This window comes from Paenibacillus sp. Y412MC10 (genome assembly GCF_000024685.1).
GTDB lineage: Bacteria > Bacillota > Bacilli > Paenibacillales > Paenibacillaceae > Paenibacillus_AQ > Paenibacillus_AQ lautus_A.
The window spans coordinates 5,122,835-5,135,369 of the sequence record NC_013406.1 but is presented as its reverse complement, the minus strand read 5'-3'; the positions used below and the strand labels follow the sequence as shown (position 1 = coordinate 5,135,369).

At 44.9% G+C, this 12,535-nt stretch carries 11 protein-coding genes; 10 read left to right on the top strand and 1 reads right to left on the bottom strand.

Annotation, left to right across the window (positions count from 1 at the left end; translation table 11 throughout):
* Positions 1-81 precede the first annotated feature (81 nt).
* From GYMC10_RS22435 to GYMC10_RS22420, 4 genes are all read left to right on the top strand, one after another.
* Complete coding sequence (locus GYMC10_RS22435) at positions 82-1,740, top strand: extracellular solute-binding protein (protein ID WP_015736649.1); 1,659 nt, start codon at positions 82-84, stop codon at positions 1,738-1,740.
* Positions 1,741-1,821: 81 nt separating this feature from the next.
* Entirely contained in the window at positions 1,822-2,610 is a 789-nt protein-coding gene (locus GYMC10_RS22430) for a phytanoyl-CoA dioxygenase family protein (RefSeq protein WP_015736648.1), read from the top strand.
* 41 nt (positions 2,611-2,651) lie between these two features.
* On the top strand, positions 2,652-3,635 hold the full coding sequence (locus GYMC10_RS22425) for a Gfo/Idh/MocA family protein (protein ID WP_015736647.1): 984 nt from the start codon (positions 2,652-2,654) through the stop codon (positions 3,633-3,635).
* Positions 3,636-3,653: 18 nt separating this feature from the next.
* Positions 3,654-4,736: a Gfo/Idh/MocA family protein gene (locus tag GYMC10_RS22420; protein ID WP_015736646.1), complete on the top strand. Its 1,083-nt coding sequence runs from the start codon at positions 3,654-3,656 to the stop codon at positions 4,734-4,736.
* A gap of 151 nt (positions 4,737-4,887) precedes the next feature.
* Here the strand turns inward: GYMC10_RS22420 and GYMC10_RS22415 are convergent, their stop codons facing one another.
* On the bottom strand, positions 4,888-5,739 hold the full coding sequence (locus GYMC10_RS22415) for an AraC family transcriptional regulator (RefSeq protein WP_015736645.1): 852 nt from the start codon (positions 5,737-5,739) through the stop codon (positions 4,888-4,890).
* A gap of 173 nt (positions 5,740-5,912) precedes the next feature.
* On the opposite strand from GYMC10_RS22415, the gene GYMC10_RS22410 reads away from it, so the two are divergent.
* From GYMC10_RS22410 to GYMC10_RS22380, 6 genes are all read left to right on the top strand, one after another.
* Positions 5,913-7,304 carry a glycoside hydrolase family 4 gene (locus GYMC10_RS22410; RefSeq protein ID WP_015736644.1) on the top strand — a complete coding sequence of 464 codons (1,392 nt, stop codon included), beginning with the start codon at positions 5,913-5,915 and terminating at the stop codon, positions 7,302-7,304.
* A gap of 438 nt (positions 7,305-7,742) precedes the next feature.
* Positions 7,743-8,204 carry a hypothetical protein gene (locus tag GYMC10_RS22405; protein WP_015736643.1) on the top strand — a complete coding sequence of 154 codons (462 nt, stop codon included), beginning with the start codon at positions 7,743-7,745 and terminating at the stop codon, positions 8,202-8,204.
* A 513-nt stretch (positions 8,205-8,717) separates the two neighbouring features.
* Positions 8,718-9,191 carry a hypothetical protein gene (locus tag GYMC10_RS22395; protein WP_015736642.1) on the top strand — a complete coding sequence of 158 codons (474 nt, stop codon included), beginning with the start codon at positions 8,718-8,720 and terminating at the stop codon, positions 9,189-9,191.
* Between the two features lie 398 nt (positions 9,192-9,589).
* Positions 9,590-10,645, top strand: a complete 1,056-nt coding sequence (locus GYMC10_RS22390) for an ankyrin repeat domain-containing protein (RefSeq protein ID WP_015736641.1) — start codon at positions 9,590-9,592, stop codon at positions 10,643-10,645.
* Between the two features lie 388 nt (positions 10,646-11,033).
* Positions 11,034-11,537 (top strand): DinB family protein, encoded by a 504-nt coding sequence (locus tag GYMC10_RS22385; RefSeq protein ID WP_015736640.1) that lies wholly within the window; start codon positions 11,034-11,036, stop codon positions 11,535-11,537.
* 80 nt (positions 11,538-11,617) lie between these two features.
* Positions 11,618-12,529 carry a phosphotransferase family protein gene (locus GYMC10_RS22380; protein ID WP_261979367.1) on the top strand — a complete coding sequence of 304 codons (912 nt, stop codon included), beginning with the start codon at positions 11,618-11,620 and terminating at the stop codon, positions 12,527-12,529.
* The last annotated feature ends 6 nt before the right edge of the window (positions 12,530-12,535 follow it).

The following is a 12,535-nucleotide window of genomic DNA, read 5'->3' as shown; positions in this document are numbered from 1 at the left end:
GGCTATGCCTTTTATATAAAAAAACTTCCAATGGAAGGGGATTGTAGGATGAGGAAGAACAAGCGCAGGAGTGTTCTTGGCATGACACTAATCGCTTTACTGCTTCTAGCAACCATGACGGCATGTACGGGAAAAGGCGGAGGGGAGGATGCAGGTACGGTTGACACAGGTCCGAAGGAGCAAGGTACTGAAGAAATAAAACCGGTGACCTTGTCTTTCCTCAGTGCTTGGAACGGTGGCGGAGCCGGTTTCCCGCAGGACCAGGAGAATAATCCCGTAGCCCAACAAATCAGGGAAAAAACCGGGGTCACGTTGAAACTGGAATCCATCACAACAAGCGAAGTAGAAAAGCTAAACACCATTTTTGCTTCCGGTACGGTTCCGGATATCGTTAACGCACCTTTCTGGTCTACGACAGGAGGAGAAGGACAAGTCATCAAGAAGGCGGCCATGGAAGGGCAGCTTCTGGATTTAACCCCTTATCTCGATAAATACCCGAATATTAAAAGACTTGTGACTACCGGGATCGCGAAGGATTTTGCCGAGTTCGATCTCAATAGTCCCGAATTTGAAGGCAAAACGTATCTCATTCCTACGGAGACCCCGGACGGTACCCCTGAGAGCATTCATAATTGGAATTACGGCCTTTTTGCCAGGGGAGATATCCTGAAAGCTTTAAATGTAAAAGCGGAGGATATTGATACGCAAGAAGAACTAGTTGATCTATTGATCAAGATTCGAGATGGCGGTTTCAAGGATATTGGCGGGAAGCCGGTCATCCCTGCCGGAACCATGTGGAACGGATGGGATTACGGCCAATTCCTTGCCGGATGGACGGATTACACGATTTCGGACTACCGTGAAGTGGATGGCAAACTGATTCACTGGACGCAGTCCAAGGATCATGAAGCTAGATTGTTATACATGAGAAAGTTATTAACGGAAGGTTTGTTTGATCTTGAAGCCTTCAACAATACGAGTACAACAGCGAATGAAAAGCTGACGACGGGCAAGCTTGCCGTATTCGGAGCCCAGCCTATGTTAGCGGATTTACAAAAAACGCTGTATAAAACGAATCCGGAAATGCAATATGAACTACTCGGACCGATGAAGAATAAGAGCGGAGAGATTCGAACGCAAGTGGAAAAGCCCGGCCGTTCCGGATTCCCTGCCCTTTTCTTAAGCGCTAACATCAAAGATCCCGATGCGGCCTTGCGGTACATTGATTATGTCAACAGCGAAGAAGGCCGATTGCTTGCGTATTTCGGGATCGAAGGAACGCACTACAACATGGAGAACGGGATACCTCAATGGATTCCGGATGTGAAAAAACAATTCGATGAAAACCCGGATCTGAAGAGAGACGCAGGGCTCAATTATCTTCCAGGCAGGTTCATCGGGGCATTCTCCAATGAAGTCACTTGGCCTACGCCCGAAGATCAAAAAACGGAGTGGCAAAAGCTGGAGGAGAGCTTCTCGGCAAGATTGCCGATCAAAATCATAGACAAGGTAAGCGCCAGCTACCTTGCAAGAGAGTGGCCTAAATATCAGGAATATATCGATAAAACCAGCAGTTTGAATTTCGATGAGGAATTTAAGAAAGCGTTTTTTGCAGGGTCAGATGAAGAAGCTCTCAATATGCTTCATAGCGTTCAAGAAAAATTCAGAGCGGCCGGCGTGGAAGAAATGGCGGAGTTCGTGGCTCAAAAAGCTGCAGAACGAGATGATGTCGGGTTCTAGTGAAGATGTTTGCGGGATGGTGTCACTGCCATCCCGAATATTTCATGAATATTAGGTCAGTCGCAAGAGAGGGGACAACTCATGTTAAACCCGGTCGTTTCAGCAGGCGCATTCACTGAACTCGATAAGTTTATGTTCGAATCGTGGGGTTATTTTGTCATTCCGAATGTGCTGTCGAAAGAGGAGGTCAAAGAATGCCTGCAGGCATCCATTCGAATTCATGAAGCGGCAGGTACAGTCGGTTGGGGTCAAGTCGGCAGAGGGTATGAGTCTGAACACGCTCTTGAAAACTTAATGGATCATCCATCGGTTTTACCGAAGATAAGGGGCTTACTTGGCGATCGATTCATTATGCAGTCCGGGTGGAATACGATGCAGCCGGCAAGGGGGAGGATGGGAGGCTGGCATCAAGACGGATCCAGCGCTTTCGATTTTAAGAATCTGGGGTACCCAGTCCCCCTTATTCAGCTCCGTGCTTCATTTTTATTGACCGATCAGGAAGAACCCGGCATGGGGAATATGGAGCTCATTCCAGGCAGCCACCGCAGTCTCGTTCCACTACCGGATTCGATCCGGACAGCAAATTCGGGTACGCCGATCAGCCATGTGATATGTGCATCTGCAGGATCAGTCCTGGTGTTTCACAACGCCGTGTGGCATCGGGCGCACGAACATAATTGGGATTACGACCGCTATACCATGCATTACATCTATAGCCCTCCGTGGGTAAAGCCCTCGGACCGTTTTCATAACGATGTCAACTTTATGCAAAGAACTACGCCTGTGCGAAGAGCTTTAATGGGGGATTTTTCAAGGCCTGATGCGCCATTTGGAGCAAGTTATACGCCACCTCCCTTTGAAGAAAACTAAAATCTTGCAAAAAAATACAAACGATGACGGAGGGGAAACGCATGTTGAACGTTGCGATGTTAAGTAAGTGGCATGTGCATGCAGATGATTATGCAAGAAGGTTGCTATCTCACGGTAACGTCAAACTCACGGCAGTCTGGGACGAACAGCCTGAACGGGGAAGCGAATGGGCTGCCCAATTGGGAACGGATTTTGAAGCGGATTTGGATACGCTGCTAGAGCGGGAAGACATCGATGGGGTCGTGGTGGATGCTCCTACAAGCATGCACGCCGACGTCATGGTAGCTGCGGCTGAGGCCGGCAAACACATCTTTACCGAGAAAGCCATGGCTCTTACCGTAGAAGAATGTAATCGAATTTCTGCAGCGGTACGCAAAGCAGGCGTCAAGTTCTGCATTTCATTTCCGGCTCGCACAAGGCCTCACCAATTGTTCGCGAAGCAGCTGATCGATGACCATGTATTGGGGGACGTGACGCTTTTGCGCATTCGGAACGGCCACGACGGCGCATTGAACAATTGGCTCCCGGAATACTGGTACGATGAGAAGCAAACCGGCGGCGGAGCGATGATGGATTTGGGATGTCATCCGATGTACTTAGCCAGCTGGATATTGGGTCAGCCCAAACGAATCACCTCCATGTTTCATTATTTCACCCATCGTGCAGTGGAAGATAATGCGCAGTGCTCCATTGAGTTCGTCAACAATGCGGTCGCACTGGTCGAAACAAGCCTTGTGACGTACAGAACCCCTTCTGCACTTGAGATTTACGGTACGGAGGGCACCTTGATGATCTCGGATGATACCGTTAGAGTCATCTCGAAGAAGCTCGATTCCCCCTTTTCCGGATGGATCTCACCCACTCAACTCCCTAAAGAGCAGCCGCTTCCGATCATCCAATGGGCGGATGCCTTAATTCATGACAAGCCGATGCCCTTCGGTTTGGAAGAGGGAACGAAATTGACGGAGCTATTGGAAGCGGCATACATCGCTCATAAGGAAAACCGAACGGTAGAGTTCAAATAACGCGAGGGAGGGAATTCCATGAGAACCGTAAAAGTAGGGATCATCGGTTGCGGAATGATTGCGAACGGGAAACATATGCCGTGTTTATCCAAGTTAGACAACGTACAGATGGTGGCCTTCTGCGACTTGAAGCCGGAAAGAGCAGAGGAAGCCGCGAAAAAATACGGCACGCCAGACGCAAAGGTGTTTACGAATTACAACGATCTGCTTGCCATGGAAGAGATTGAGGTCGTGCATGTGCTAACACCGAACAGCTCGCACGCGACGATTTCCATTGATGCGCTCGAAAGCGGCAAACATGTCATGTGCGAAAAACCAATGGCCGTCACAGGTGTGGAGGCCAAAGCGATGTACGAAGCCCACTTGCGAACAGGCAAGAAGCTTACCGTCGGGTACCAGAATCGTTCCAACGCCAAAAGCCAGCTGTTAAAAAAGATGATTGCCGATGGGGAACTTGGAGATATCTATTTTGCAAAAGCGGTCGCTACCCGAAGAAGAGGCGTTCCGACATGGGGCGTGTTTCTGGATAAAGAGAAGCAGGGTGGCGGTCCCATGATCGATATTGGAACCCACTCCCTGGATCTGATCCTATGGTTGATGGATAACTATGAACCGGAGAGCGTCGTCGGCAGTGTCTTCCATAAACTGAAGTATACCGAAAATGCCGCGAACGAATGGGGGGCCTGGGATCCAAACGAATTCGAGGTAGAAGATTCGGCCTTCGGGTATGTGAAATTTAAAAATGGAGCGACGGTCATCATTGAAACCAGCTGGGCCCTTAACATTGCGGAAGGTGGCGGCAACCTGCTGTGCGGAACGAAGGGAGGAGCGGATTTTGCTAAAAATGAACTGCGCATCAATGGCGAGAGGGACGGGAGCTTGTTCCTGAATAAAATCGAGGTGAATCCGAATGCACGAGAACAATTCAGGGGAGAAGAGTTGACCGATTTCGAGTATGAAGCCAAACAATGGATTCACAGTATCGTGAACGATACCGAACCCTTGGTTAAACCGAGGGAAGCGATGATTGTTTCACAAATATTAGAGGCCGTGTATATATCCGCAGAAACAGGAAAAACCGTTTATTTTGATAAAGAATAAGGACGTGAAATAAAGAGCTCTTTTCCGTTGTAATATCCCCTTAATGGAGACAGTGAAAAAAGAGTCCATGGTATCATGGGCTCAACACTGTTGACTGGAGGGGATTTTTTTCTATGATGCGTCATGATCGGCAAAAGAGAGAGAAGTCTGGCTACTCGAATTTCGAAGGAGGCACGTTGTAATATTTCTTGAAGGCTTTCGAAAATGTGAACGGATCCGGATAGCCAAGGAAGCCGGCGATCTGCTGGATCGTATATTTTTTTTCGTAGAGATAATCCCTTGCTCGGTTCATTTTGATTTGGGAAATGTATTGCCCTGGCGTGATGCCCACGGTTTTCTTGAAATAGGAGATAAAATACTTCTCGGAGACGCCGGCAATCGCCGCGAGCTCGTTCATCCGAATGGAACGCTGCAAGTTCGCATCCACGTATTGGAATACGTCCTGCAAGACATCCAGGCTTCCTTCTGTTTTTCTCGGCTTCCTGCCATTCAGAAATTTGCCGGCGTAGGCACCTTGCCCGTGAAGCTCGAGAATCTTAGCCATCACGACGAGAAGAGAAGCCTTTAGGTAGAGCTGGTTTCCCGACGTCCCGCTGCCTTGCTTCAATCGATGGTAGGCTTTGGTGAACAGTGTCGCCTCCTCCCGGATCAGGTCGCCCGCCACAATACCCGGGAGTTGAAACTCGCCCAAAATTCGCTGTTGTTCTCCGATGCCGAAATCGAAATGTATGTATAAGAACCGGCAAACATCCTCGGTCGTCGAGGCGATGTAGGGCATATCGGGGTAAAAAAACACCACGTCTCCCGGGACAGCCGTATGTTCGAACCCGTCGATGGTGATCTTCACCGAGCCCGATTGAATGAACCAGAGATCGTAATCGGGATGCGACTTGTGTTCGATCCAGCCCTGATCATGAGCCTGTTCTAAATAGGAGCTCATCCGGAGACTTATATACTCCGAGAGTTCGTTGATTATACTCATGTTCATTTTCTTGGCGCACATCGAATTTCCACTGTCTCCTCTACCGTATGACATTCTTGGTTTTAAGCAAGTATACTAAAGAATTTATGAGATGTGAATTATCATACTATATGACATGTTTTGATAACTATCGTACATTCCGCTTTTCGGCCACTCTCCTATAATGGACTTATATCCTATGAGGAGGGTTAATCATGAATGGTTCCGACATGCAGCAGCCGAAGGTGGTCGTCATCGGAGCAGGCAGCCTGTTTTTCGGTCGTCAGTCCATATGGCAGATGGTCCACTCCCCATACCTAAATCGGGGAACGCTTGCTTTGGTGGATACGGATGAGGAAAGGCTGTCGAAAATGGTGAGACTTGCCCAGATGGTGGCTCGGGAGAACAACGTCTCCTTGAAGGTGGAGGGCTCGACGGACCGAAGACAGGTGCTTCCCGGGGCCGACTTCGTTGTACTCAGCTTTGCCGAACAATCGGTGAAATATCGGGGGATCGATTGCCAAGTATCTTTGAAGTACGGCATCCGCATGTGCTCCGGAGATACGATCGGACCGGGCGGCATATTCCGAGCGATGCGGGAGCTGCCGGTCATTATGGAATGCGCCAAAGACATCGAGGAGTTATGCCCCGAGGCCTGGGTGATCAACTATATTAACCCATCTACCGTCCATGGTATTGCATTGCACCGATATGCGCCGAAGCTAAAATCGTTCGCGCTGTGCGACAGCCATCATATGCCGCATAAGAAGGCCCATTATGCCGTGCGGGCCGGCATTATCGGGGACCAAAGCGAGTTCACCGCGGAGATTGACCGGAAGTTCGACTTCCGCGTCGCCGGCGTCAATCATTTCACGTGGCTGCTGAAAGCGGAGTTCGATGGAAAGAATGTCATGCCTGCGATTGCGGAGGCCATGCGCAAGGCGGCTGGCGAAGAGAACAATGGCGGCGACCACGGCGCAAAAGCGCTTCATAACGACGCCATCACGTATGAACTGTACGATATTTTCGGGTACATTCCTACCTGCACGGCCCATACAAAGGAGTATGTCCGGTACTGGCAAGCTCTCGGCAAGACGCGGGACTCCATTCCGCCGTTATCGATTTGGGAGACGGAGGACCGATATCAGCGACACGACGAGATGTGGCAACAGGTGGACGACTTCCTCTCGGGGAACATTCCGATTGCCGATTACATGAGCACTTTCGGCCCGGATCATGCGACGGACATTATCGAAAATATGGTGGGAAATCTAGGGAAGCGCTTCTTCATCAACACGCTCAACCGCGGGGCGGTAACGAACATGAGCGACGGCTCGTTCCTGGAGCTCCTGTGCGACGTAAGCATGGAAGGGGCAAAGCCGGTCCACGTAGGCGAGATGCCGCGGGGAATTCGAGGCATGCAGGAGCTTGTGCTGGATACGCATGAGCTTACGGCTGAGGCCGTCGTGGAACAGAGCTACGAGAAGCTGAGGAGAGCGATGCTGACGGATCCGCTCGTGAATTCCATCAGCGACGCGGACCAGATCATCAAAGAACTGCTGGTACTGGAACGTGAGATGATCCCGGACGCTTGGTACGAAGATTGACCTGAACTCAAAGTTTATGCGGAGTACATGAAGCCCCGGTTAAAGGGAGCCATTCGTTCTAAGTGAAGCATTTGCTCTCAGGTTACCGCGGAAACTAAAAAAGCAGAGCGAAAAGACCACAAGATTCCCTAATCAGGGATCATGTGGTCTTTGGTTTAATACGGTCGAATTGCGTGGAGCCGGCATGCTTCAAGTGGCAGCTGTATTTACTTGGTAGTGTTAAGTATGGTTGAAACAGTATTTAGACAGCCGCAAAGACTCGTGTAAAACCTTATTTGTAACAGATACCATTCCAATGAAACGAAAGGCAATTCCAACGCTCAGATGGGTATTGAAGCGTATTGCTGGATATCGAAACAGGAAAAACCGGTCGTTAGTGATCTTAAGAACTTGTAAATGTTTAACATTACTAATAGTATATGATTAAGAGGTGATTTTTTGTTGAGAAAGATCTGTATCATTTTCGTGTTCATTTTAAGCACCCTGACTCTCGGGTGTTCGCAACAGGAATCAAAGCCATTAGTTGTACCAAGCGAATATCAACATGCTAAGGAGATACTCGATCTTTTAAACAATGAGGGGCTCAAAATTCAAGAAATTCATAATTCTAAGTACACTGCATTCTTCAATGCAAATCCTAATTACTCGATGTACATTAAATCTGATATGGGAATATTCGAACTTGTACATCTTGAACATAAGAACGGCAAGGAAATAGATATTGTAGTAGAGGAAGCAACTGATAGTGGGGAATATAAATATGTCGTTTCAGAGAATGGTGTAGAACAACTATTAATCCTAGGCTCAGAGAATTATTTTAATAAATCGGACGAATACATTACTATATCGAGAGATAAAGATTTGAATGATAAAATTAAAAAAGCACTAGAAGTTCAATAGACCTAATATGAACAACAGAAACGGACTAGTCGCGCTAGTCCGTTTCATTTTAACTCCAAAATTCCACAATCATACTTTGCAGTGTATGCTACCTTAATCAAGTATTAAGAATTATTAGACTATTTAGTCACTAAGAGGGGGAGACTGGCAAATGAAAAAGTCACTACTTCAATGGGTTATCATGCTATCGGCAGTATACTGTATAGGACATATCTTATTTGATTTTAAAGAAACGCGATGGATGAGGATTCTTACCGGGGCAGTTGAAATATCATTCTTTGGAAGCATACTACTCTATATTTATTTGAAAAAGCGAGAAGATAAGACGGCTCATTCAACAAAACCCAAAAAATAACCCTGCTGTTTAACTGCAGTCAGGGTAGACTTTGGTTGGCAGCCGAGCGCCTTTTCCGCTGCGCAGGGCAAATACTTGGCGTAGCCTACCCAACGTAAAGATGAAAGAGTATCCCGTATCGCATTTCGCTTGCCGAGGGAAATGAAAGGAAATTAAGTATGAAGAGATATATTGAGTTTTCTTTTTATCTACCGTTTTTTGATTTGATAGATGAAACGGACGAGGTATTCAATTTAGAAGAAATAATGAGACAACTAGATATTGGTTTTAATAAGATGGAATTGCATAACCAATATTTATCTTATGGTGAAGGACCACATAGGGCAGGAAAGGGAGACATTTTTGTCTTTTTTAAGAAAGATGATAAGGATAGTTTTATATTAATAGATTTGTTTAACGATTTTACCGATCAGCATAACATGGTGAAATTAGGAGTCCGTTGTGAAATTAAATATGATAAGCAGATAAGGAATATACTATATAATATTCATTCTGGGGCAGAGATTAAAAGTAAAACAAAAGAGAGTCATGATGATTTACTGAAGTTGGAGATCAACAGCGAAGATTATCCAAAAGAAATCCGTTATGGGGATCGAAAATACATAAAAAACATTTATTATGACGCCTTATAAACATCATGTTAGCAGTTCAAGAAGGCAGGAGATACATCTATAACATAATATTCGCGTTGCGGGGGCTTACACCCCTCGATCGTCCGATGTATAATCATGGAAGATAACTCGGATGACATCGAGCCGACCTAAGATAGGAGCTATCTAAGGCCGGCTCTCGTCGTAAATAAGGAACGTTATCAGAAATTAGTGCAACTTATTAAACCAACAAATCATTTATGTTTTTCATGGGAGGTTATTAATATTGCAAAGTCCAATTGCAAGCAGGATAGATACAATCTTTATTATTGACGCATTGGGCTATTCGCCTCTCGATCCGAGTGAAAAATGGTAAAATATAGGATTTTTATCGAAATGAAGAAGATATATAAATTCTGACGTCAGGAGAGAAAGCACATATGGGCAAGAAGAAAAAAACCTTACCGAAAAATTTTGACGAACTCATTGAAGCAGGCGATTTATCCGCATTACAAGAGGTATTTACCCGATGCGAATTGGATGCCCGTGGCGGTTACAGTAAATCAACAGCCTTGAGCTTTTACCAAGTACCGAATGAATTGGTTCGCTGGCTCGTGGAACAGGGTGCTGATATCAATGCTAGAGACAATTACGGAGCAACGCCTCTGCACAAGCATGCAATGAGTTGGTGCGGTCATACGGAGCTGCTCCTTGATTTGGGTGCAGATCTGGAAGCCGTTGATTATCAGAACGAGACACCGTTATTTGCCGCCGCAGGTTCATTTAAACCAAAAGCGGTTCACACGTTGGTTGCTAAAGGCGCTAATATCAGCGCAACAAATAAGATGAGACAGACTCCATTAGAAAAAGCTTTGGCCATGTGCAGGAACGCGGATATTGTCAATATGGCGGAAGTTGCCGATATTTTGCTAAACGCTGGAACCACTGTAACGCCGGAGATGCAAGACTCTATTAAGCGAATCGGAAACGACTTTGAATTTCACAGAGAAGGTTTTAATAAAGAATATTTGAATCAAACCGATGAGGCACTTTTACGTCTATATGAGCTATTTGATGTTCCTCCAGTAGAGAAGCGAGAGACGCACGACGGCGTCTCTTCGATAACAGTATCAACAAAGGGATGGCAGGCACAACATCATGAACTCTGGAATTTACTCATTCCTTCAAAAGGACATGCGAAAACCGTACAGGGTGAGGTTATCCGGATTACTGGTAAAGTGTCATATGAAATTTTAGATAATGGCGGTATGAATTGGGATCATCAATATCGTAAAATGCTCAATCGTTTGATACATTACTTTAGCTTGGGTACACCATTAAATCCCGCTTCACTTCAGGAGGCAGGAATATTAGTGAAAGAACTTCACAACGGAAATGGCAGCGATGAACCTGCGAGACTGTGCGAGCTGGCAGTGCATTGGGTTCTCAGCAATTCGAATCCTATTACTCTGGAGCAGCCTGACTATAAGCGATAACATATATTCGACTTATCCATGTATATAATAAGCATTTTTAAGCAGAATACATCCCCTTTTTCTAAGCACTTTGTAGCTAAGAAAAAGGGGATATTATTTAAATTTAATACATAAGAAATGTAAAGAACGAAGTGAAATGAAGGAACTAATGAAGTGCGTTGTAGAATTACTCGAAGAAGATATTGACATCTGATAACACCATATTCACGAAACGCGGCTTACACCCCTTGGTCTGCCAGAGACATGGAAGAAGTCATTTCAGGCAGACAACCCTGCACCACCTAAATGCATGGTAGCCAGTCGCTCTGCTCCTTTAAGGGGTTAGGATTCGTGAATACAAGAACGTTATAGGAAATATCCGCAAAATATTAAAGAAAGGGAGTTTTTTATGGAGCTTCAACAAATCAAACAAAAATTAAAAGAGACCAGAGACGAATTATTTGGAATTCTTACTGGGTTGAGCGGAGATCAATTAAACCAGAAAGACTTAAACAGTTGGAGTATTAGTCAGGTTTGTCAACACCTTTTTAAAACAGAGGAATTATATGTCGTAGCTATAAAGAAAGGGTTAAAGAGCAAAGAAGATTCATTTATAGAAAATAAATCAGTCGAATTTCTACTTGATAGAAGTCAAAAGCTAGAAGCTCCTGACATTGCTAAACCAACGGATGAATTTTTAGAATATGAAGAGATCATTGAGAAACTAAACAATTCAAGACAGAAGTTACTTGAACTATTAAATACAGTAGAAGACGAGTCAGTGCTGAGTAAAAGACATTTTATGCACCCAGTCTTTAAAGAGATGTTATTAATTGAATGGGTTAAATCACTGTACTTACATGAACAAAGGCATATTAATCAAATAAATGAAATTATAGATAGACTTAAATAAATAAGCTGCATATTCGAAAAAAAGGTGGGTACAACCTATACCATTTTATTCATGCATCAGGCATATGGGAGTTTGACGTCGTGAATACATTAACGTTAGCTGAAATACAAAAACATAAAAGAAAGGAATTACCTTTAATGTTATATACATTAGGACAAAAAATCGGAGAAGGTGGATGCTCTGAGGTTTTCGAAGTAGGGGATAATAGAATCATAAAACTAGCCAAAGAGAATACAAGTTTCGAAGCTTTAAGAAGAGAGTATTTGAATAATTGCATCGCTTGGGAATGTGGACTCCCTATTCCTCAGCCTTTTGAGTTAACGAAAATGAGTGGAAGACCGGGGATTGTATTCGAACATATTGCAGGTAAAACTATGATGGAGCGTTTTTTTAATCAGGTTATCGTTAGCCATAACAACGAAGTTAAACAAGCGGACGTCCAGCTTACAGCTCAACTACTATTTCGCGTTCACCAAGCATTAGCTGAAGGTAAGGAATTGCCTTGCCAGAAAAGCATAATAAAATCAAACATTCTGAGTGTTAATTACCTGAGTGCCAGTGAAAAAGAGAGCGCAATTTCCTTATTAGAATCGCTAGAAACGAAACAATGCCTATGTCATGGTGATCCAAATCCACGCAACGTAATCGTTAAGGATGACGGAGAAGCAATCTTGTTAGACTGGATGAATGCAACCATAGGAAATCCTGAAGCAGATATTGCTGAGTATATTGTAATGATTCGATATGCCGTATTGCCGTCCTCCTTTCCCGAGGAAACTAGAGATATGTTTGATTCGATTCGTGAGGATCTAATTGACATATTTATAGACGAATACTATAGACTCTCTGGGATTTCTTATGATGATGTAGTGCCTTGGATAATACCGATTTTAGCAAGGAAATTGTCTGCCGATGCCATATCTGATGTTGAGAAGAAGAAGCTAGTTGCAGAGATAAGAAGAGACTTAGGGAAACAGAAAAATCGAGTGTAGGCAATT